A 21,871-nucleotide genomic window follows, 5' to 3' on the forward strand; every position below is an offset into this window, starting at 1 on the left:
ATGAAAATCTTACATATAATCACCAACACTGAACTTGGAGGCGCTCAAACCGTATGTATTTCTTTAGCCAATATGGCTTCTGATGAAGGAAATACCGTTGCTGTAGCTTCAATGGAGGGCGGATATCTATGGGATAAACTGATTCCTTCTGTTATTCGATTTAAGATTAAAAATATGATAAAACCTATTAGGTTATTACCGGATTTGAAATGCTATTTTGAGCTAAAGAAGGTAATTAATGAATTTTCTCCCGATATTATTCATCTACATTCAAGTAAGGCCGGAACGTTAGGCCGCTTTGCAGGCTTTAAGTATAGAAAAAAAATAATTTATACTGTGCATGGGTTTGATTCGATCCGTCTTCACCATAGATTTTTTTTACCGCTTGAGCGTTTTTTACAAAGGTTTTGTGCTGCAATAGTTGCAGTTTCAAAATATGATGAGAAAAAATTATATAAAGAAAAAATTACTAAAAATATAAAAATGATTTACAATGGTATAAGTTTGATTTCTGCCGATTCTTTAAAACCTTTTGATTCCTCTTTATATAAAAAAGTTATTATGACGATAGCACGTATTTCCAGACAAAAACGATTTCAAAGCTTTTTATCTGTTGCTTCCGATCCTTCAATGAAAGATTACCTCTTTGTCTGGGTCGGCGGCTCTGCCGATAAATCTATGGATGAGATAAAAAAAGAGTATTCTATTCCTTCCAATGTTTTTTTGCTTGGAGATTATCCTGATGCATCAAGCCTCTTACCGTATTGTGATCTTTTTGTCTTATTTAGCAACTATGAGGGGCTTCCGATGACTATTATAGAAGCCATGGCTCAAAAAAAGGCTATAGTTGCATCAGATGTAGGTGGAATTGCTGAGCTGGTTGATGTTACAAATGGTGCTTTAATCGAAACTGATGAAGATGCCGTTGAGGCAATAAGTAATATCTTGCAGGATGACAATAAAAAGGCTAAAATGGAAAGAGCTTCATTTAAAAAATTTTCAAAGTTTTTTACTTTGGATATTATGTGGGAAAATTACCGTAATTTATATAAAGAGATAACAAAGGATTAAAAATGCACATAGCAATAATAGGCGGTTCAGGTTTTATAGGAACGAGATTAACAAAGAGACTTTTAGCATCCGGACATAAAATTAAAATTCTTGATAAGCAGAATAGTAAGTACTATTCCAACTTGAGAGTCTTTGCTGATGTAAGAGATATAGATTCTTTAAAAAAAGAATTATCCTCTGACTTTGACTGCGTTATCAATTTGGCGGCTGAACATAGGGACGATGTTGAACCTAAAAGCCTATATGATGAAGTAAATGTTGACGGTGCTGAAAATGTATGCAATGTCTGTTCGGAATTGGAAATAAAAAAAATTATTTTTACAAGTTCTGTTGCAGTATATGGTTTTGCTCCCCTTAACACAAATGAGACAGGTGCTATAAATTATTTTAATGATTACGGTAGAACTAAGTGGCTAGCTGAAGGGAAATACCGTACTTGGCTTAAAACCGATAAAGAAAATTCCCTTACCATAATTAGACCTACTGTTGTATTCGGCGAGCAAAACAGAGGTAATGTTTATAATTTATTAAGACAAATAAGTTCAGGATTTTTTCCTTTTGTGGGCAATGGAAAAAATAAAAAGTCAATGGCCTATGTTGAAAACATAACAGCCTTTATCGAATTTTGTTTAAACAATGGAACAGGTGAACACTTATTTAATTATATAGATAAACCTGACTTTGATATGAATTCTCTTACCAATGAAGTTTATAAAATCTTAGGAAATGAGAATCATAAAATTTTTCATTGGCCATATTGGCTGGGCTATTTCGGCGGTCTGTGTTTTGATTTACTTTCCAAAATAACCGGAAAAAAATTCGCAATCAGCTCAATCAGGGTAAAAAAATTCTGTGCCGATACTCTTTTTGATTCGGTAAATATTTCAAAAACCGGATTTAGTGCTCCGGTTTCCTTAGCTGAGGGTCTAAGTAACACAGTAAAGTATGAATTTATCGATAAAATTGAAGATCATGTTTTTCATACCGAGTAAAAATTTTTAAGTACTTAAGTTTTTTATATTCTAAATTTCTTGGCAGGCGTTTTTATGAAAGCAATAATTTTAGCAGGAGGGGCAGGCACCCGTTTATCTCCGCTTACAAAGGCTGTTTCAAAACAAATTTTGCCCATGTATGATAAACCCATGATTTATTATCCCTTGTCGGTTATGATGCTGGCCGGTATACGTGAGGTTTTAATTATATCTACACCTCGGGATATAGGTCTTTTTAAAGAGCTCTTCGGTGATGGAAGCTGGCTGGGTATGAAATTTGAGTATGCCGTTCAAGATAAACCTAGAGGCCTTGCCGATGCTTTCATCGTGGGTGAAAAATTCATCGGATCCGATTCTTGTGCCTTGGTTTTGGGGGATAATATTTTTTATGGAAGGGGCTTCAGCAGCACCTTGGCGGACTCGGTTTTTTCCATAAAAACTAATGGAGGCGCCTTAATTTTCGGTTATTATGTTAAGGACCCAAGAGCTTACGGAGTAGTTGATTTTGATGATGAAGGAAATGTTTTGAACATTGAGGAAAAACCTCAAAATCCAAAATCAAATTATGCAATTCCGGGTTTGTATTTTTATGATAATGAGGTAATTCAAATTGCAAAATCGGTCAAGCCTTCGGCACGAGGTGAAATTGAAATTACATCCGTAAATAAAGCATATTTGGATATGGGCAAATTAAGAGTTGAAAAGCTGGGCCGCGGCATGGCATGGCTTGATACGGGAACTTATGACGGCCTTTTAGAAGCATCAAATTTTATAGCAACGATTCAAAAAAGGCAGGGGATGTATGTTTCCTGCATAGAAGAAATAGCTTATTTACAAAAATGGATTTCAAAGGCTCAGCTTTTAAATTTATCTTTATTGTATAATAATGAGTATGGGGATTATTTAAAATACATTGCGGAAAATTGTTAGGTCAAGGAGCTCCAATCAATGCGGAATTTTGAAAATATACTGGTAACCGGCGGTGCGGGTTTTATAGGTTCGAATTTTATCCGAAGTCTATTAAAAAAAGATTCTGATTTTAAGGGACGTATCGTCAATTTGGATGCTCTTACCTATGCAGGCAACGCTGCCAGCCTTGCCGATGTAGAATCAGAATTCGGCAAAAACCGTTACTTTTTTGTGCATGGAAATATCTGTGATAAAGAAATCGTCGACAAAATTTTTGCTGAATATAATATCGACACAGTTGTTCATTTTGCAGCTGAAAGTCATGTTGACCGCTCTATTTTAGGGCCTGAGATTTTCTTAAAGACAAATGTTTTGGGAACATTTAACCTTTTGGATGCTGCCAAAGAATTTTGGAAAAAACCTGACGGAACAATGCGTGATGGCGTTCTTTTTCATCATATAAGCACGGATGAAGTTTACGGCTCTTTGGGAAATGAAGGTTATTTTGAAGAAACTACAGCTTATTCTCCGCGCTCTCCTTATTCTGCAAGTAAGGCATCAAGCGATCACTTGGTAAAGGCTTACTTTTATACCTATGGACTTCCTGTTACTATTTCAAACTGTTCCAATAATTACGGCCCTTTTCAATTCCCTGAAAAATTGATTCCTCTTATGATTTTAAATATGCTTGAAGGCAAAAATCTTCCGGTTTACGGTGACGGTAAGCAGGTTAGAGACTGGATACATGTTGAAGATCACAATGAGGCTGTAAGGCTTATACTAAAAACAGGAAGACCGGGTGAAACCTATAATATAGGCGGCGAAAATGAGTGGGAAAATATAAAACTCTTAAATAAGCTCATTCAAATTGTTTGCAAAAAGACAGGTCTTAACGAAGAAAATGTAAGAAAAACCATTACCCATGTAACCGATAGGTTAGGTCACGACCGCCGCTATGCCATTGACTGTACTAAGATAAAAAATGAACTTAATTGGAAACGCCGTTTTGATTTTGAGACAGGCCTTGAAAATACTGTTGAGTGGTATTTAAATAATAAAAACTGGATAGAAAATGTCCGCTCCGGCGAGTATCTTAATTGGATAGAAAAAAACTATAAAAAAAGATAAACGTTGACTTAGTCAACGTTGACGAAGCCAACATTGATGAAGTCAGCGTTAGCGAAGTAAATATTGTATTCGTCAATGTTGACCCTTGTCCAATCTAAAAAAATATTGTAAAATAAGAACTATGAGTGATTTAATACAACCGAAAGTTTTAAAGGGCTTTAGGGATTTTCTTCCCCCTGCAGAAATTGAAAGAGCCTTGTTGATGGAAAAACTGGTAAAGGTTTTTAGAAATTACGGCTTTGTGCCTATCGACACTCCTGCCTTGGAGTATTCCGAAATTCTATTGAGAAAGAGCGGAGGAGAAACCGAGAAACAGGTTTTTCGGTTTAATGATAACGGCGGTAGGGATGTTGCTATGCGCTTTGACTTAACCGTTCCCTTAGCCCGATTTGTTGCAGAACATAAAAACGAAATATATTTTCCTTTCAAACGCTATCATTTGGGAAAAGTTTGGCGCGGAGAAAAGCCTCAGGCAGGCCGCTATAGGGAATTTTTACAGTGCGACTTTGATACTTTAGGTTCGGATACTGCCGCAGTTGATTTTGAAATTTTACGTATTATTAAAAAGGCCTTAAACGAATTAGGTGTTTCTAACTTTAAAATTCATGTTTCTCACAGAGGCATATTTAACCGTTTTTTACAATCTTTAAACTTGTCCGAAGATAGTGAAGAAGTTTTGAGAATTGTAGATAAAATTTCTAAAGTAGGTGAGAATGAAGTTTTAAGACTTCTTAGCGAATTAAGTTCTGAAGAAAAGGCTAAAAAAATATTGGATTATATTTCGGGTGTGAGCAAGGAACTAAAAAGTGAAGATTTTGAAAAAACTCTTTTACATCTTGAAACTCTTGCCGGAGGTTCAAGCGAAGATACAAAACGGATGAGGGATATCTACTCTTTGATAAAAGCTGTTGGAATCGAAGATTCAGTTGTTTTTGACCCTTCAATTACAAGAGGTTTGGACTATTATACCGGTGTAGTATTTGAAACTTTTTTGACCGATTTACCATCAATAGGTTCTGTGTGTTCCGGCGGAAGGTACGATAACCTGACTGGCCTTTACATGAAAGAGTCTATTACCGGAGTGGGAGCATCCATCGGGCTTGACAGGCTTTTAGCTGCCCTTGAGCAGCTGGGACATCAAAAAACAAAGGCCAGCTTTACCGATCTCCTTATTTTTTCTTTACCTGAAGATGATCAGGCCCTTTCTTATAAGATAGCAAGTATTTTTGAAAGCAAAAATATAAATGCTGAAGTATATCCTGAGCCTAAAAAGATGAATCCTCAGTACACCTATGCCGAAAAAAAAGACATAAGGTGGGGGCTTTTCTTAGGTAAAGATTCTTGTATGGAAGAATTCGATAAGGAACCCCAGAGTTTTAAGATAAAATTAAAGGATATGACTAATAGAACTGAGGATGAAATGCCTCTTAACGAAGCTGTAAAAAAGATAAATACCGCTAAGGCTTAAACTTGTTTTTTTCTGCTTATTTCATATAAAAGAATCCCCGCCGCTACTGAAACATTTAGACTGTCAAGTTTTCCGCGAGTGGGGATGGATACTATCTCATCGCAAGTTTCTTCTACAAGGCGGCTCATTCCCTTACCCTCGCTTCCCATAATGAGGGCCGTTTTTTTGGGGAAATTTGAGGCCGGGGAGAGCTTTTCCTCCGGCATCTGCTCCGTAAATCCAAAAGCCTTCCTTTTTTAGCCTTTCTACTGTCCTAACCAAATTGGTTACCTCTACAAATGGAACCCATGCGGAGGCTCCTGCACTTACCTTGCTTATAATCTCAAAGCCTCCCGCACTTTTGTTTTCAGGGACTATTATTCCGTCTATTCCGAACTGATCTGCACTTCGTATAATGGAGCCTGTATTGTGAGGGTCTGTAACGGAATCAAGTATTACCACAAAGGCCGATTCTTTTTCTGCAAGTTTTGCAAAAAACTCATCGACGCTAATTCTTTCTTTTTGATTTTCAGCTTCCGTTACAAGAACAATTCCTCTGTGATCCCTTAACTGTTCGGGCAAAGTTTTAGTAAGGGAATCAAGAAAGAGGTTGTCCTTTTGTTCAATCTTTACCTTTAATTTTCGTGCAGCTTCCAGAATTTTTTTTACCCTTGGTCTTTCTTTTGAGTAAAAAATTTCAAGGTTCGGCTTCCAATTCTTTTCTTTTTCTATTTTAAGTTTTTCAGCTCTTAAAATCTCGTCTATTGCATGAAAACCCGTAATTGTTTTTTTCATAAATTTAGTCCAAATTGTAGATTTCACCGTATTTTACCGTTTTTACGTCATTGTAACCGTTTTCGTTTAGGTATTGGGTAAAATAAGTTTGGGCCTTAGGTTCTCCATGAACCAAGAATATCGTTTTAAGTTTTGGATTTTCCAAAGAATTAAGCCATTGAGTAGATTCAAAATAGTCGGCATGAGCACTAAAAGCGTTCATCTGTAAGATTTCGGCTCTTACCTGATGCCATTCGCCGAAAATTTTTACTTCCTGTTCTCTGTTTTGAAGTCTGCGGCCGAGGGTGTCTTCTGCCATAAAACCTACCAGCATTACTTTTGTCGAGGGCTTTTCTATATTGTTTGCAAGATGGTGGGTTATACGCCCGAATTCACACATTCCGTCCGCACTTATTATAACCATGGGGCCGTCAATATTGTTCAGTTCTTTGGACTCGGCTACGCTCGTTATAAATTTAAGAGAGTTAAAGCCGAAGGGATTTTTATGATGTGTTAAAAAGGCTTCATGTGTTTGTGCATCATAACATTCCGGATGAACTTGAAAGATACTCGTTGCGTTTACAGCCATAGGTGAATCTACATAAATCGGAATATCGGGGATTATTTTTTTATCTACCAAAAGATGAAAATAGTAGACAATTTCTTGAGTTCTTTCAACGGCAAAGGCCGGAATTATCATCTTTCCCTTGTTTTCTACGAGCTCCTGTGTTTTTTCGGCAAGCAGTTTTAGGGCATTGTCGGTTTTCTCGTGGCGGCGGTTTCCGTAGGTGCTTTCAATAACTATATAATCTACAGGCGGAATAATTTCCGGATCGCGGATTATGGCCTTGTTTTTTCGCCCTAAGTCTCCGGTAAAGGCTATTTTTATCTCTTCCCCGCCCGAATCCTTGGCGGTAATCAGAGCCATTGCAGAACCTAAAATATGGCCGGCATCATAAAACTCCAGCTGAACATTGGGGCCTATCCAAGTAGGCCGATGATATGAGATTGTTACAAACTGATTTACGGTTTGTATTACATCGGTTTCATCAAAAAGAGGCACCCATTTAAAGGTTTCACCTTTTTTGGCTGCTTGTTTGGATAAGTATTCTCTATCTCTGGCCTGAATTCGTGCAGAATCCATCATAACAAGGTTTGCTATATCTCTTGTGGCAGGAGTTGAATATATATTGCCGTTAAATCCGTGCTTTCCCAGTAAGGGTAATAGGCCGCAATGGTCATAATGGCCGTGGGTTAAGATCACGGCTTCCAATTCGGGAGCGGGAACGTTAAAATCTCTGTTTTTTTTGTCTGCTTCAGCTCTTTTTCCTTGAAAAGCTCCGCAGTCTATCAAGTATTTATGCCCGTCAACTTCAAGAATATGTTTAGAACCTGTAACTTCTTCTGCAGCACCGAGCGAGTAAAATTTAATTGCCATAGGTTAAGGATACATTATAATCAGTGAAAAATCAAGTACTGTTTTTTATTTGTTTTTTATTGCCATAGATGATAACTATGAATCTTTTTTATAAAGCATATATTTCCGGTAATGAATAGGGTAAGACCGATACCCAATAAAAAATATGATGAGGTATATATTAGAAAAAAATAGCCGATTAAGGCACCTGTGAGTGAAATAGCTGCAAATAAATATTCTTTTATGCTTTTTGTTATGTAAACAAAAAAATAATTTATACAGGCCAAAATCGCCGTTATTAAAAATAAGTATATATATGAATGGCCGGCTTTAATATCCGAAATAAAATATCTGTTTATGTAAAAATTATTTATAGGCATAGATAGACATATCAAAAAAGATATAAAAAAGATGAAAAAGAATACGGAGCCTATTTTTCTGGTTATGATTTTATTTGCAAAGACCCCTGCCATAAAAAGAGACATAATTCCTGCTAATCTAAAAAAATATACCAATCGTGATAGGTTTGCAATAGTCTCAAGCCGTATATTTGAAAAGTTATATATGGGAAAAATCAGCCTTAAGCTTTCAAAACTTATGCAATAAACAAACATGGCAAAAAAAGAAATTTCTATCGCATGGGTTTTTTTAAACGTAAAATATACAAGTATCAAAAAAATAAGAGATAAAATTGGAAAAATTAAAATACTTATCAATACGGCATAACTATCAAGGTTTCTATAAAGAACAATACCTACAAAGGATATCAATGATAATATCAAAATTAAAGCTGTAATTGATATGGCGGCTAGGCGCACTCTGTTTCTTCCCGCAATTGTCATGCTAGGTAGTATACCAGTAAAAAAAATATTTGTAAATATGGGGCAAGCATTAAAAATTGAGATGGCTTCTTCCTCTTGCTTTTTTAACGTTTCTTTGATAGATTATCGGTTATGGCAAAGACAGTAGACGATAAAAAAATTATTTACACAATGGACAGGGTTTCAAGAACCCATGGGACAAAGCAGGTTTTAAAGGATATAAGCCTTTCTTATTTTTACGGTGCAAAAATAGGCGTTATAGGTTCTAACGGATCCGGTAAGTCAAGCCTTTTGCGTATTATGGCAGGGATTGACGGGGATTATACGGGCGAAGTTTCTTCGGCTCCCGGTTACACGATAGGCTATCTTGAACAGGAACCCCAGCTTCAAAGCGGAAAGACCGTACGGGAAGTTGTTTCCGAGGGAGTTCAGGAGTTGGTAGACCTTCTTGCAGAATTCGACAAGATAAACGAGGCCTTTGCCGACCCCGATGCCGATATGGATAAGCTGATGGAAAAACAGGCCAAGGTGCAGGAAAAACTGGATGCAACAGATGCTTGGAATTTGGACAGCCGCCTCGATCTTGCTATGGAAGCCTTAAGATGCCCGCCTGCCGATCAAGTAGTCGATGTGCTTTCGGGGGGAGAAAAAAGACGGGTTGCTCTTTGCAGGCTCCTTCTTCAAAAACCCGACATTCTTTTATTGGACGAACCTACCAACCACTTGGATGCGGAAACGGTAGCATGGCTTGAAAGGCATCTTCATCAATATGCAGGAACGATTATCTGCGTAACCCACGACCGCTATTTTTTGGATAATGTTGCAGGCTGGATATTGGAGCTTGACCGCGGAGAAGGCATTCCGTGGAAAGGAAACTATTCAAGCTGGCTCGACCAAAAGCAAAAAAGACTTGCCCTCGAAGAAAAAGGAGAAACCGAGCGCCAAAAGATATTGAAGCGGGAACTTGAATGGATTGGTATGAGCCCTAAGGGAAGACATGCCAAGAGCAAGGCCCGTATCAATGAGTACGAAAAACTTTTAGCCCAAGGCTCAAAGGAAAAAATAAAGGACTCTCAGATTACCATTCCGCCCGGTCCTAGGCTTGGGAACTTGGTTATAGATGTAAAAAATGCTGCAAAACATTATGGGGATAGAATCCTCTTCGATAAGCTTAATTTTTCGGTTCCTGCGGGAGCCATAGTCGGCATCATAGGCCCGAACGGTGCAGGTAAGACAACCCTCTTTAAGATGATAGTCGGAGCAGCAGGTTTTGAAACTCCCGAAGGTGCCGATCAAAAAAGGCAGATCGTAAAACCCGATGAGGGTGAAATCAAAATAGGGGAGTCGGTAAAACTTTGCTATGTAGACCAGACAAGAGAAAAACTTGATCCCAACAAGACTGTTTGGGAGCAGCTTTCAGACGGGCTTGATATTATAAAGCTGGGAGCTGCAGACGGTTCTTCAGGTGTACGCGAGGTAAACTCAAGGGCTTATTGTTCTTGGTTTAACTTTTCGGGACAAGACCAGTCCCGCAAGGTAGGCGTGCTTTCAGGCGGTGAGAGGAATAGGCTCAATTTGGCTATGATGCTAAAAGAGGGCGGAAACGTTTTAATGCTCGACGAGCCTACAAACGATTTGGATGTTACCACCCTTCGTGCCTTAGAAGAAGCCCTTGAAAGTTTTGCAGGTTCAGTCCTCGTTATAAGTCATGACCGCTGGTTTTTAGACAGGGTTTGCTCCCATATCTTGGCCTTCGAAGCTGACGGCGAAGTCGTATGGTTTGACGGCAACTGGACTGAATACGCCGAATGGAGACGCGAAAAGTACGGTAAGGATGCCGACACTCCCCACAGAGGCGTTTACAGAAAACTTGAAAGATAGGCAGTTTACACTATGAAAAGCCCTGCGATGATTATTTTCGATTATGGGAATACTCTTATCTATGAAAAGGAGCTTGATTTAGAAAGGGCATATAAGGCCCTTTATGCCCGAATTCATAGAAACCCCGATAAAATAGATTTTATTAACTTTTATGAAAAAGGAATGGCTATTTTTGAGAAGGTAAAATCAAAGGCTTTACAAAACGATCTGGAAATACACACTCATAATTTTTATAATTGCCTTTTTCAAAGCCTTAATATAGACTTTAACCTATCCTACACGGAGCTGGAGCTCCTTTTTTGGGAAGCTCTGGCTCCTTGCAGTCCAATGCCCAATATCGAAAAACTTTTGTCCTTTTTGGAAAGAAAAAATATCAGAACCGCCGTTATAAGCAATATTTCTTTTTCTGAAAAAGCCTTGACTGCAAGAATAAATAAATATCTTCCGCAAAACAAATTCGAATTTATAATAGCTTCAAGCGAGTACGGGTTTAGAAAACCCGAGCCCCTTCTTTTTGAAGCTGCCTTAAAAAGAGCCCGCCTTTCCGCCGATGAGGTTTGGTATTGCGGAGATAACCCGAGGGCTGATATCATAGGTTCAGCCTCCCTCGGAATAAAACCTATTTTGTATACAAGCTGCTTTTCCTGTCCCTACGACAACGAAACCCGTGTTTCTCCCGATTTTGAATTTACTAAAATAAGCGATTGGGACGAGCTGATAGAATTATTGATAAATTTATAGAAATATCCTAATGACCTTATTTGATAAATTCTTTACTTATCCCTTCTAAAATCCGCTAATCTATGCAGAACGCACCCTATTGACAAATTTACAATATAGTTCAAAATAGAAAGATGAATAAAAGAATAACTTGGATAAATACTATTATCTTTTTAGGCCTTCTGTTGGCGGCTGTTTTTTTTATGCCGCAGAGGGCCCCTGCGACATCGAATTCGGAATCCGATGCAGATAATGCCGATGTAAATTTAAGATATCTTGAATCCGTGTACAAACTCCTTCAAGAAAATTATGTAGATGAAATAGACCCCGCTCTTTTATATAAGGGGGCTATGGAGGGGATGATAAATTCTCTTGAAGACCCTTATACCTCTTATATTTTTAAGGATACGACGGTAGGTCATGATTTAGAGGATACTACAACAGGTGTGTTTGGAGGTATAGGTGTTCATATTACAAAAGCGAACGTATCTACCCCTGAACGTCCTGCCTATGTTGAAGTTGCAAGCCCTATTGAAGGAACTCCGGGCTGGAGGGCCGGACTTCAACCGGGAGACTATATTATCGAAATAGACGGAGTAAAAACCGAAGAGATTACCCAGGAGGATGTTTTAAATATGCTTCGGGGAAAAGAAGGTACTCAGGTAACGATAAAAATTCTTAGAGGAAAAAACCTAAAATTTGATCTTACGCTGACCCGTGCCATAATCGAAGTTCCTACCATAAAGTATACAAAAATCGGAAAGGATATTGCCTATATCCGTTTGATAGAGTTTAACCCTAATTCGGCAAAACGCATAACCGAGGCTATAGAAAAATTACAAGAAGAAGGCTGTACAAAGCTGATCTTTGATTTAAAGAATAATCCGGGAGGTTTGATTACAAGCTCTGTCGATGTAGCGAGTATATTTTTAGAATCGGGAGTTGTGGTTTCGACAAAGGGAAGAGCCATCAATACAAATGAAACTCGTAATGTACGCCGATTTGTAAAAAAACTTCCTAAAGATATGCCCATAGTTGTTCTCATCAATGAAGGCTCTGCAAGTGCTTCCGAAATTGTGGCAGGCGCTTTAAAAGATCATAAGAGGGCTTATCTTGTAGGAACCCGCTCTTACGGCAAGGGCTTGGTGCAACAGATAGTTCAGCTTAGCGAAAAGGAACTTGTGAAGCTTACTATAGCAAGATACTATTCTCCGAGCGGGGCAAATATCAATAAGCAGGGAATCCTTCCCGACTTGGAAGTTACAAGGCCTACTTTTACACCCGATGAAGAAAAGAGCGTTCTTGAGCTTTTAAAGACTTCTAAAATTGCAAACTTCACAAGGAGCAAGCCTTCTCTTTCAAAAAATGAGATGATAGATTTTTCTAAAAAACTTGGTAAAGAATACAATGTAAGGGATGAGCTGATTTTAAGTCTTGTAAAGGTTGAATACTACCGCTCTCACGAAAGTCCTGTTATAGATGAAGACGATGAACAGCTTCAGGCAGCAATAAATCTTTTAAACACAAAGGATGTAAATGCTCTTTGTAAAACTACGAAGACCCTTTTTGAGATGCAGGAAGAAGAAAAGGCAAAAACTGAAGATAAAAAATAATGAAGCAGCTGATTGTTTCCGCAGGGCCGGATAAGAATATAATCCGGCTCGATAAAAAAGATTATAACTATCTTGTTTCCGTGCGGAGAATTAAAGAAGGGCAGGCCTTATTGGTTTCTTTAAATGGAGTTAAGCCTGCCTCGGCTGAAGTTTTTAAAATTAATACCGAAAAAAATATGTAGAGCTTAAGCTTTTAAAGGATTGCCTTGTCTTAGATGCCGAACCTTATAAACCCCGTGCAGAAATTATTTTAATGCAATGGCTTATAAAGGGGAATCATATGGATATTGCAGTAAGGCAGGCTGCAGAAGCAGGCTGCTCGCTTATTGTTCCTGTTTTGGGAGAATTTTCTGTTATAAAAAAAGAAAATATAAATCAAACCGAAAGGCGTGAGCGTATTATCAGGGAGGCAAGACAGCAGTCAGGTTCCATTGTAAATACCAAGATTCTTCCTGCCCAAGAATTGAAGGCGGCTTTGGATTCGGTTTTGGAGTATACGCTAAACAGGAAAACCGCTTTTATAATGCTGAGCGAAAAAAAGGTAGGTTCGTTTAGCTTTTTTGACTGCTTATCGGCCGAGACCGAGGCGGTAGTGCTTGCCATAGGCTGTGAAGGCGGCATCAGCCCTAAAGAGATTGAATTTTTAAAAGAACATAAATTTGAAGAAGTACATTTTAATACAAATGTGCTCCGTGCCGAAACGGCTGCAATTTATTCGATTGCGGCCGCTCAGGTTATAATGGAGGAAAAAGGTGGCTGTAAAAAGAATTAATTTTTTAAATGTTCCGCTTGATGTTTTACATGAAGAAGATATAGAAGAAACCGTGATGTCTCTTTTAAATAAAGAAGGGCCTCAGCAGATTATCTTTATGACTCTGTGGGATGTTCTTAGAGCCCGCCGTAACGGAGAGTTTAGAAGCATGGTTGAAGAGGCTGCTCTATGTTTACCGGTTTCAAAAAGCCTGATACGCGGAGCCCGTTTTTTAAAAAAAGATGTCCCCGTAAGGCGGCAGCAGTTTTCGGTAGTGATAGATTTTCTAAACGTAATAGATTCCCACTATAAGAGCCTCTATCTTTTCGGAGGACGTCAGGAAAGTCTTCTTATTGCAGAAAAAAATGTGAGAAGCACTTTTCCCGGGCTGCGGTTGGTTGGCCGCTTTGCCGGTTACTATCATAAGTCGATGGAGCCCCATATTATTTCGGCGATTTCAAAGGCCGCTCCTTCTGTGGTCATAATAGGAAAGGGAGTTCCCGGTGGGAGAAAATGGATTCACCGCAACAAGGAACATTTTAGTTCAGGTATCTTTATTCGCTATGCAAACCTAATCGATATTTTTTCCAAATTTAAAAAGCGCCCCTCCGAAAAACTTTTTAATTCCGGATGGGATTTTATAATCCCTGTCATTAAAAATCCTTTTAGAATATTTACTTTTTTCGGTTATATTTGGTATAATATTCTGCTCTTATTTTATAGACTGTTTAGGAAAGATTAGATAGGTAACCTTTATGGAAAACTTTTTAATGAGTGTATCGATGTTTTTTTATAGGGTGCAGGATAAGGTCAGTATGACTATGTCTTTTTTTGTTATGGCGGCATGTATCATCGGTATTGTTCTTGTGCTCTTTATTGCAAGTACGAAATTAAAAAAAATAAATGCTGTACTTGCAATAGTATTGTCAACTGCCGTATCCTGTATTCTAATGATTCCGCTGATGACGGCATTTAATTCTTTTGTAAATAAAAAGGTAGTTAATGAGGTAACTGACAGCCAACTTGCCGAAATTGAGGCACGCAAAGCTCAAATAAAACTTCTTGCAGCAAATCAAGAATTAAAAGAAAAGGAAAAAGAAATTCTTGATAATAGAATAAACATGCAAAAGCAATCAATAGAAATAAGCGGTTTAGAAGACAGTTTAAGAGTTTTACAAAATACTCAATTGAACATGCAGAGTTTTAAGGAAATATTGGAGCTTGGATTACTGGAAGCGAATTTAAAACAGACAACCTTGTATCGAAAACAGTTAAGCGGTATTTTAACCGGAATGGGCTTAAAGGCCGATCAATACTATGATGAAGGGCTTGTCATTTTAACCCATGATATCGATGCAAAATTCGGTGTCGATTTAAAAAAAATTAAAATTACGGTATCAAAGGATTTTCCGAATATTCTTTGGATAAAGGATATTCAGCCTAAATTTTTAGGAGCAAGCAAAAACAAGCACGTAAAAGAGGTTGCCGAAATAAGGCGGGTCGATATAAAAAACAATATTAAAACCTATAATATCTTAAACGGTCAATCCGAGGTAAAAAGGGCAAATCAATATGCTGATCTATGTGAACAAGAATATCAGACCCGTTTAAGTCAGGGTCTTGAAACAAATTTTATGAATGCTGCCGTTTTAAAACTGGCTGAAAATTTTATAAAACTTATTTTAAGTCCTTTAAAAAAAGAAATCAGGTTTGATTCCGGATTAGGCGGAGACACTATGTCATTGGAAGACTATATCGAAACCGAATTAAAAGAAATCAGGGCAAAACGCTTAGAACTTGAAGATAGCAATAAAACCCTTGATGCCGAAACTCAAACAAAAGAAAAAGAACTTGAAAATTTAAAATCGAAGATAGGTGACTGAAACCTAAAAGTCGGTAAATTTAAATGCAAAAAACATTAAAATTTGCTAAAAAAATTGAAATTTTCATAAAATTTTGACATTTTGTAAATTTATCTTGATAAATCGTAAAAAAGATGTATACTATGTACATGGTATCTTGAGCAAAAAATTTATTCTAGGAGGAATGATATGGGTAAAGGTAAAAAATAGGACGAGATAATGATAAGGCTGCGTCTGTAGACATGGATATGTTTTCAATAGGGAATCCTATGCAGGGGCTTAGTGATGTAATATTTGGCGGTTGCGGTTGCGGCTGCGGCTGCGGTAATGGTAAAGATGGTAAAGACGGTAAAGACGGTAAAGATGGTAAAGATGGTAAAGATGGTAAAGATGGTAAAGATGGTAAAGACGGTAAAGACGGTAAAGATAGCGGTGGTTGCTGTTGTTGCTGCTGTTGTTGTTGTGGCGGCGGCTCCGGTCATCTTATAAATGAATCGGAGATAATTTTATAAGCTAAAACTTGCTCAAGATACTTTTTATTTTAAATTAATTGGAGATTTATATGGATAAGAATATTAAAAAAGCTTTTTTACATTTTTGGTGGCTCTCAGGTATTCTCTTATTTTTAATACTTTGGAACCTTGTGCAAATATTAAATCCTGAAATGTCTATACCGGATTTAAAAAAAAGATATTTTTATGGACTAGCAGTTATTTTAGATTTGTATTTGGTTATTTTTTGTTTTAAAATAAACCGTATTAATGTTAAAGAATATTTTAAATTTAAAAATCCTAATTTTATTTTAATTTTAAAATATACTTTGATTGTTCTTGCAATAAGTGCAATTTATTATCAGTTTAATACGCTTATTCCTGATATAAAATATTCTTTTAGTTTTTTTAAAGAAAATATGGGGAAAATATCCTATTACGATGTTTTTAAAAATCCGAATTTATGGAACTATGTTCTTATTGGAGGAATGATATCTGGACCTGTAGCGGAAGAATTGTTGTTCAGATACTGCATGTATAATGCTTTAAAATATAAATATTCGAGTGTCTTTATAGCTAATATTATTTCAAGTGTAATATTCGGTCTTATTCATATTAACGTGTATGGATATGATCTTAGTGCTGTTATGATAATAAGTATACTGGGCATGGTTCTTGCTTACGGTTATGAAAAAACAAAAACCATTTGGACGCCGATGATTATGCATTCCCTTTATAATGGTCTTATATATTTTGGAAGATGTTTAACTAACCCTTTTTTTACTATTTTAACTCTTACTTATATAATTCTGGGAGGAAGTCTTGGAATAATTGAGCTTATCAAACATCTAAAAAGGAGGAAACAAAATGCGATACAAACTAATTCCTTATCTCATGTACAAGAATGATGAGATTACCGTCATTCAAAATGAAAAAACTACGTGCATTATAACCGATACACATCTAATAGATTTTTTTACAAGGAATGATACGGATTACAATCTTACCTTTACCCTTGAAGACCTTAAAGAACGATACGGCGACGAAGGTGAGTTCTGTTTGGATTTTTTATTAAAAAATTTATTGGCAGTTAAAGATGAATTTACGGCTAAGCCGATAAATCGGCTTTATTTTTTTACTAATGCAAAAGAAATTACTTCTTCATTAAAATTCAATTTATCGGGATTAAATATTCCCTATGATATTATCACCTTTGATATAAATACAATAAGAGCCGGATTATTTTTAAATCTTGATAAGGAAGCCGTATATTATATTGTTTTAAATCCTTTTAATTATAAGCAATACACGGAACTTGCGAATATCTTAAAACAAAACAATGTAATTCATAAATTTGTTTTTTATTATAATTATAGTTTTTATTTTACAAATTATTATAAGGCCGATTGGCATAACTCATGTCCCTTGTGTTATTTCAGTCATTTGGAAGGCTCTTTACGCACCCAATCAAAACTTACTGGTAATGTTTCATTTCAAACAATTATCGATCTTATATACACAAAAACTACATATTTTAATACCGAAAGTATTCTCAGTAATTTTAAAATTATTAAGTTGATAAATGAGATTATAGACGATATAACAGACTTAAATGATTATACCGTAAAGCTTATAAAACAATTAAATATGAAAACGGGCAAAACCGATTATGATATTGCAATTCCTTGGGAGGTTTGTCCCTGCCATGAATAATAATTTTATATTAAATTCCATATTAAAATTTTATCAATTAAGTAATCCTTTAAGCCCCTTGTCAGCCGATACGGAAATCGATATAAATTTATTAAAAAACAATACCGAAAATTATTCTAAAATTAATTTAAAAGAGTATTCCATTGAAAAATTACCTAAAATAATTATTGAATTGGACTCCCTTATAAATAATATGCAAAATAAAGATTGCTCATATTTTTCGGTTTTTTCTTTTTATAATACCGATTTTGTAGAAGCGGGGAATTATGCTTATGACAATAGTTTTAAAAAGTTTATAAAATATTCCGAAATAAAAAATCTTAATGCCGAATACCAAATGTCCGTTTCTTTTTTTGTTTCTTTGTATAACTCCTTATATAAATACGGAACTTCATCTTTTATAAAATCTATTCTTGCAATAGGTGAAGCCGCCGGAAAAATAAAATCCTTTTGCAGTAAATATGATTTTGTATTCACGGAAAATACAGAGAATTTTAATAAAACTTCTTTTGATCTTAATATTGATTCATTAAAACAGCTTTATATTACTACAATAAATATAAAGGGTATATCGTATGTTTGATTATTATCAAAAATCTTTTTTTATGAATAAAACGGTTTTTAATAATGATCCTATAATTGGTTTAGGCGTTTTTAAAGTTGAAAAAACAAAAATAAAAAGAAAATTTTCCCGTATTCTAACACCTCATCGGGTAAAAATAAAATCGAAATTTTTGGAAAACTGTATAATGAATTTTTAGAACGCTTTAAAATGGTAAATAATTACCGTAGTAATAAAAAAACTGAAATTATTTTAATTAACGGATTAAAGAAAACTCTTGTAAAACGCAATGTGCTTACTTACGGTTATGATTCAAAATACGGTCATAAGGACACTACAGGAACGGCATCTGGTTTGAACTCTGCCATCTTAATAGAAAAAGCAATTTGCGAACTCTTGGAAAAAAATGAACTCATGCTTATGTGGTATAAAAAATTATGCAGCCTTATAAAAATTACCCCTGCCATAAAAGCTGTTTTACTGCAATACGGAATCAATGAAAAAAATATAAAAATATTTTATGCTCAAAATATAAGCAATATTCATACTATAATTGTTTTTATTTTGGATAATGATTTGCATATAATCGGTTCGGGTATTTCTGGCGATAAAGATGTTATGCGATCCCTTGTTTCTGCCATTGAAGAGGCTTTAATGCAAAAATGGATGGACGAGCTTTCTCCTAAGTCTATGTATCTTAAAAATAATAAAAAATTTGACGATTATTTTTTTGCTCTTTGTAATGTAAAACAAATAAGCATTGAGGATTTAAAACCTGTACAAAAAATAATAATAAATCCGCCTTTTGATGATATTGAAATAGGTTTATTAAATATTGCAGGCTGTAGAAGAGAAATTACCATAAAAGTCATATCAAAAACTATGTTTAATTGTATTCCTACAATTTCAAATATAAGGAAAAATAAAACAAGGGCTATTGCCGCTATTTACGGTATTGAAAAAGAGTTAAAAAATGCCGTAGAATGTGCTATAATATAGGGAGTTCAATATGTACGGCTTTTCATTTAATATAGGTTCAACAGCATTTAAAAAAGATTTAAAAAATATAACTTGTTATAAAAACCTTGATTATGCAAATATTCTCGGAAATGCTATTCGCAATACTAAATACGGTGCTGCTCTTTGTGCAATAGGGGAGACTTACGAGAGAAATGCTTTAATTGAATATAACCATATTCAAAATAAAACAATCGATGCCTTTTCATTACTGGATAATACCGTATATAATTTCTCACTTGATGAGCTAAAACAAAAGAATATTTTTTTTGATTCTTGCGGATGTGCAGCTCATGTAAATTCAAATAGTTGTCTTGAAAATGCTTTTTTTGAATTTTTGGAAAGGCAAAGTTTTATTTTTTGGTATCTTTCAAAGGGTAAAAGTTATAAAATAGATAAAAGTATTTTACACAAATATAATAGCTATAATATTTATTTTAACAATTTTGAATGTTATGAAATAAGTTTACTTAAATCATTTTATGTTGTCTTTTTTATCGGAGAATTAAAAGGCAAAATAGCGGTTTCATTAGGTTCAGGTAAAAATCTAAACACAGCGATTATTTCAGCCTTAAATGAATTACATCAAATGTATTTTAGTCTCCTCAACAGCATAAGCATAGATGATAGTAAACCGAAAGATTATGCTGAAACCTATTTATCAATAGCACCTGAAAGAATAAAAAAAGCTTTTGACTTTATAAATGAAAATGCCGTAAATTATACTGGCCGTATCGAGAAACAATATATTTCTATAAATAATGAGGTAAAACTATTAAATCAAAAATATAAAATGAATCCTCTTGTGTCTTTTTTGCCTCTTAATGAAACAAAAATAAATAATATTAAGGTGTGTAAAATTTTTGATTTAAATTGGTTTCCGTCGCTTTTACCTAAGACTTTTGATAAAAAAACTTATGATTTTATAGAATCGGTTACAGGTAAAACTTTGGATAGGCGATGCACCTATATTCCTTTTCCGTAAACTTGTAAGGAGCATTTATATGTTAAATAAAAAAAATTTAAACCGCTGGGCTGCCTCATTTATAAAGCCGTTTTTTCCGGTCTTGTTTTTTCTCCTTTGTTTTTCGCTTATAGGTAATTATGCAACTACCTTTGAGCCTCTATTTACCGGGAAGATAATCGATGCTTTAACCTTAAAGGATAAAGGAAGTTTTTTCTATTTTTTAAAAATCATTATTCTTTTTCAAATTGCAGGGCTTTTCTTTTCACTTTTAAGTTCTTGGTTTCAGTTTTTGCTCCACCGTAAAATGACCGTTTACACCGAAAGCCGCCTTTATTTAAACCTCTTACATTTACCGCCAAAAGGAAGTTCCGAGCAAGATTCGGGTAAACTTTTAAATCTTTTTTTATCCGATTTAGGGGTGATGACCGGTATCTATACTTCTCAAATTCCTTCTATAATGACTTCGCTTATTATGATGGGTATAATAGGTTTTAGGCTTTTTAAAATAGATGTCTTTATTTTTTGTCTTACTCTCATAGTTTCGGTTATTCCCGTTTTTTTAGCAAAATATTTCGGAACAAAACAGGCTGTTGTAAATGAAGCACAACGAAAAAGACAGGATGAATATACTGCATATATAAATGAAACGATAAGGGGGCTGCAGGAAATTAAAAATTATTCTTCACAAAAGTTTTTTATTTATAAGTTTAAAAATATTTTAAAGTATATTTTTATACATGTAAAAGAATCTACGATTATCGGAATGCAGTCCTCTTCCGCTTCTTTTTTTACTAATTTTACTATAAATATTTCTTTATTTGCCATTATCGGTTTAACCGTTCTTGAAGGAAAGAACACCGTCGGCACTATTACCGCCGCCCTTATGTATTCTCAAAAGTTTAGAAGCCTTGTTTCTTCCTGTGCCGAAACTTATAAGGGCATTATAGTTTCCTTTGTTTCGGTGGAACGCTTAAAAAGTATTTTTGATGAAAGACAAAATTCTTTTTCAATTATAAAGGAAGAAAAAGATACTTCAAATATAAAAAAAATCAAAATAGAAAATTTAAAGTTTGCTTATAAAAAAATAAATTTCTTTTTAAAAATCTAAATGCCGAATTTAAATTTCCCGGTCTTTATCTTATTAAGGGAGAAAACGGTTCCGGTAAAACAAGTCTTTTTAATATTATTTCAGGGAATATTGGTTTTAAAGGTGAATCCGTATTAGAGGGGAAGATTGATTTTTTAAATGTTGACTCAAGACTTTCATATATAAGTCAAAATCCTTTTATTTTTTCAGGGTCGATAAAAGAAAATCTATTATTCGGTAAAAAAGCCGATGGGGTTACAATAAAAGATATTTTGACAAAAACAAAACTTGATAAGGTTATAGATTCTTTGGATAAGGGGCTTGATACACAATTGGGAGGAAAAGAACATATCCTTTCGCAAGGACAAATTCAGCGTCTTGCCTTAAGCCGCTGCCTCTTGCAAAACAGTGAAGTTATTTTATTCGATGAGGTGGAAAACGCCCTCGATTCGGAAACCGATCTTGCATTAAGCTATCTTTTATCAGAGTTAAAAACTAAAAAACTTATTTTAATGATTACGCACCGCTCTTCGTATGATAAAATAGCCGATGGGGTGTTTATTCTAGGTAAAATTTGAAAAGTTTATACTTTTACAATAATGTCCTCCTCTACTTTTTTTAAAATAGGAAAATGTATAAAATTCGGGT

At 35.2% G+C, this 21,871-nt stretch carries 20 protein-coding genes and 2 pseudogenes; 20 read left to right on the forward strand and 2 right to left on the reverse strand.

The genetic code is table 11. From position 1 onward, the window contains the following. The 5 genes from JO40_RS09475 to hisS all read left to right on the forward strand — a co-directional run bounded on the left by JO40_RS09475 (position 1) and on the right by hisS (position 5,568). Entirely contained in the window at positions 1-1,071 is a 1,071-nt protein-coding gene (locus tag JO40_RS09475; RefSeq protein WP_044979117.1) for a glycosyltransferase, read from the forward strand. A gap of 2 nt (positions 1,072-1,073) precedes the next feature. Further along, on the forward strand, positions 1,074-2,063 hold the full coding sequence (locus JO40_RS09480; protein ID WP_044979118.1) for an NAD-dependent epimerase/dehydratase family protein: 990 nt from the start codon (positions 1,074-1,076) through the stop codon (positions 2,061-2,063). 54 nt (positions 2,064-2,117) lie between these two features. Next, positions 2,118-2,993: a glucose-1-phosphate thymidylyltransferase RfbA gene (gene rfbA / locus JO40_RS09485; RefSeq protein ID WP_044979119.1), complete on the forward strand. Its 876-nt coding sequence runs from the start codon at positions 2,118-2,120 to the stop codon at positions 2,991-2,993. An 18-nt stretch (positions 2,994-3,011) separates the two neighbouring features. Further along, positions 3,012-4,100, forward strand: coding sequence for a dTDP-glucose 4,6-dehydratase (gene rfbB, locus JO40_RS09490; RefSeq protein WP_044979120.1), 1,089 nt, complete (start codon positions 3,012-3,014; stop codon positions 4,098-4,100). Positions 4,101-4,221: 121 nt separating this feature from the next. Beyond that, positions 4,222-5,568, forward strand: coding sequence for a histidine--tRNA ligase (gene hisS, locus JO40_RS09495; protein WP_044979121.1), 1,347 nt, complete (start codon positions 4,222-4,224; stop codon positions 5,566-5,568). On the opposite strand, the pseudogene rlmB reads toward hisS, so the two are convergent. Then, positions 5,565-6,342: pseudogene (rlmB, locus tag JO40_RS09500) on the reverse strand (23S rRNA (guanosine(2251)-2'-O)-methyltransferase RlmB). The gene hisS and the pseudogene rlmB overlap by 4 nt on opposite strands. A gap of 4 nt (positions 6,343-6,346) precedes the next feature. Beyond that, complete coding sequence (locus JO40_RS09505; RefSeq protein WP_044979122.1) at positions 6,347-7,759, reverse strand: MBL fold metallo-hydrolase RNA specificity domain-containing protein; 1,413 nt, start codon at positions 7,757-7,759, stop codon at positions 6,347-6,349. A gap of 390 nt (positions 7,760-8,149) precedes the next feature. Between JO40_RS09505 and JO40_RS14075 the strand changes: the two genes are divergently transcribed. The 15 genes and pseudogenes from JO40_RS14075 (at position 8,150) to JO40_RS14215 (ending at position 21,801) form a co-directional block, all read left to right on the forward strand. Beyond that, positions 8,150-8,344, forward strand: a complete 195-nt coding sequence (locus JO40_RS14075; RefSeq protein ID WP_173402615.1) for a hypothetical protein — start codon at positions 8,150-8,152, stop codon at positions 8,342-8,344. A gap of 347 nt (positions 8,345-8,691) precedes the next feature. Beyond that, on the forward strand, positions 8,692-10,440 hold the full coding sequence (gene ettA, locus JO40_RS09515) for an energy-dependent translational throttle protein EttA (protein WP_044979125.1): 1,749 nt from the start codon (positions 8,692-8,694) through the stop codon (positions 10,438-10,440). A 12-nt stretch (positions 10,441-10,452) separates the two neighbouring features. Further along, positions 10,453-11,181, forward strand: coding sequence for an HAD family hydrolase (locus JO40_RS09520; RefSeq protein WP_044979126.1), 729 nt, complete (start codon positions 10,453-10,455; stop codon positions 11,179-11,181). A gap of 113 nt (positions 11,182-11,294) precedes the next feature. Beyond that, entirely contained in the window at positions 11,295-12,773 is a 1,479-nt protein-coding gene (locus JO40_RS09525; RefSeq protein ID WP_044979128.1) for a S41 family peptidase, read from the forward strand. Further along, positions 12,773-13,545, forward strand: a pseudogene (locus JO40_RS09530) (16S rRNA (uracil(1498)-N(3))-methyltransferase). Before JO40_RS09525 ends, JO40_RS09530 begins: the two are co-directional and overlap by 1 nt. Further along, positions 13,526-14,266 (forward strand): WecB/TagA/CpsF family glycosyltransferase, encoded by a 741-nt coding sequence (locus tag JO40_RS09535; protein ID WP_044979129.1) that lies wholly within the window; start codon positions 13,526-13,528, stop codon positions 14,264-14,266. The pseudogene JO40_RS09530 and the gene JO40_RS09535 overlap by 20 nt, the downstream one beginning before the upstream one ends. A gap of 13 nt (positions 14,267-14,279) precedes the next feature. Next, complete coding sequence (locus JO40_RS09540) at positions 14,280-15,407, forward strand: hypothetical protein (protein WP_044979130.1); 1,128 nt, start codon at positions 14,280-14,282, stop codon at positions 15,405-15,407. A 273-nt stretch (positions 15,408-15,680) separates the two neighbouring features. Beyond that, a complete protein-coding gene (locus tag JO40_RS09545) occupies positions 15,681-15,875 on the forward strand; it encodes a hypothetical protein (protein WP_044979131.1) in 195 nt (64 codons plus the stop codon). Positions 15,876-15,948: 73 nt separating this feature from the next. Further along, entirely contained in the window at positions 15,949-16,785 is an 837-nt protein-coding gene (locus tag JO40_RS09550; protein ID WP_044979132.1) for a CPBP family intramembrane glutamic endopeptidase, read from the forward strand. Continuing rightward, positions 16,745-17,590, forward strand: a complete 846-nt coding sequence (locus tag JO40_RS09555; RefSeq protein WP_044979133.1) for an McbB family protein — start codon at positions 16,745-16,747, stop codon at positions 17,588-17,590. Before JO40_RS09550 ends, JO40_RS09555 begins: the two co-directional genes overlap by 41 nt. Then, on the forward strand, positions 17,583-18,173 hold the full coding sequence (locus JO40_RS09560) for a hypothetical protein (protein WP_044979134.1): 591 nt from the start codon (positions 17,583-17,585) through the stop codon (positions 18,171-18,173). Before JO40_RS09555 ends, JO40_RS09560 begins: the two co-directional genes overlap by 8 nt. A gap of 189 nt (positions 18,174-18,362) precedes the next feature. Beyond that, complete coding sequence (locus JO40_RS09565) at positions 18,363-19,151, forward strand: YcaO-like family protein (RefSeq protein WP_245608843.1); 789 nt, start codon at positions 18,363-18,365, stop codon at positions 19,149-19,151. 10 nt (positions 19,152-19,161) lie between these two features. Beyond that, positions 19,162-20,154: a YcaO-like family protein gene (locus JO40_RS09570; protein ID WP_044979135.1), complete on the forward strand. Its 993-nt coding sequence runs from the start codon at positions 19,162-19,164 to the stop codon at positions 20,152-20,154. 19 nt (positions 20,155-20,173) lie between these two features. Continuing rightward, positions 20,174-21,244: an ABC transporter transmembrane domain-containing protein gene (locus JO40_RS09575; RefSeq protein ID WP_201771182.1), complete on the forward strand. Its 1,071-nt coding sequence runs from the start codon at positions 20,174-20,176 to the stop codon at positions 21,242-21,244. A gap of 32 nt (positions 21,245-21,276) precedes the next feature. Then, the gene (locus JO40_RS14215) at positions 21,277-21,801 is read left to right on the forward strand and encodes an ATP-binding cassette domain-containing protein (protein ID WP_201771197.1); all 525 of its coding nucleotides are present in this window, start codon (positions 21,277-21,279) and stop codon (positions 21,799-21,801) included. Positions 21,802-21,871 lie beyond the last annotated feature (70 nt).

The sequence above is a fragment of the Treponema putidum genome (assembly GCF_000755145.1).
Classification (GTDB): domain Bacteria; phylum Spirochaetota; class Spirochaetia; order Treponematales; family Treponemataceae; genus Treponema_B; species Treponema_B putidum.

Coding starts and splice junctions, on each gene's coding strand:
- JO40_RS09475 (WP_044979117.1), top strand. CDS start 1: ATGAAAATCTTACATATAATCACCAACACTGAACTTGGAGGCGCTCAA.
- JO40_RS09480 (WP_044979118.1), top strand. CDS start 1,074: ATGCACATAGCAATAATAGGCGGTTCAGGTTTTATAGGAACGAGATTA.
- rfbA (WP_044979119.1), top strand. CDS start 2,118: ATGAAAGCAATAATTTTAGCAGGAGGGGCAGGCACCCGTTTATCTCCG.
- rfbB (WP_044979120.1), top strand. CDS start 3,012: ATGCGGAATTTTGAAAATATACTGGTAACCGGCGGTGCGGGTTTTATA.
- hisS (WP_044979121.1), top strand. CDS start 4,222: ATGAGTGATTTAATACAACCGAAAGTTTTAAAGGGCTTTAGGGATTTT.
- JO40_RS09505 (WP_044979122.1), bottom strand. CDS start 7,759: ATGGCAATTAAATTTTACTCGCTCGGTGCTGCAGAAGAAGTTACAGGT.
- JO40_RS14075 (WP_173402615.1), top strand. CDS start 8,150: ATGAAAAAGAATACGGAGCCTATTTTTCTGGTTATGATTTTATTTGCA.
- ettA (WP_044979125.1), top strand. CDS start 8,692: ATGGCAAAGACAGTAGACGATAAAAAAATTATTTACACAATGGACAGG.
- JO40_RS09520 (WP_044979126.1), top strand. CDS start 10,453: ATGAAAAGCCCTGCGATGATTATTTTCGATTATGGGAATACTCTTATC.
- JO40_RS09525 (WP_044979128.1), top strand. CDS start 11,295: ATGAATAAAAGAATAACTTGGATAAATACTATTATCTTTTTAGGCCTT.
- JO40_RS09540 (WP_044979130.1), top strand. CDS start 14,280: ATGGAAAACTTTTTAATGAGTGTATCGATGTTTTTTTATAGGGTGCAG.
- JO40_RS09550 (WP_044979132.1), top strand. CDS start 15,949: ATGGATAAGAATATTAAAAAAGCTTTTTTACATTTTTGGTGGCTCTCA.
- JO40_RS09555 (WP_044979133.1), top strand. CDS start 16,745: ATGCGATACAAACTAATTCCTTATCTCATGTACAAGAATGATGAGATT.
- JO40_RS09560 (WP_044979134.1), top strand. CDS start 17,583: ATGAATAATAATTTTATATTAAATTCCATATTAAAATTTTATCAATTA.
- JO40_RS09565 (WP_245608843.1), top strand. CDS start 18,363: ATGGTAAATAATTACCGTAGTAATAAAAAAACTGAAATTATTTTAATT.
- JO40_RS09570 (WP_044979135.1), top strand. CDS start 19,162: ATGTACGGCTTTTCATTTAATATAGGTTCAACAGCATTTAAAAAAGAT.
- JO40_RS09575 (WP_201771182.1), top strand. CDS start 20,174: ATGTTAAATAAAAAAAATTTAAACCGCTGGGCTGCCTCATTTATAAAG.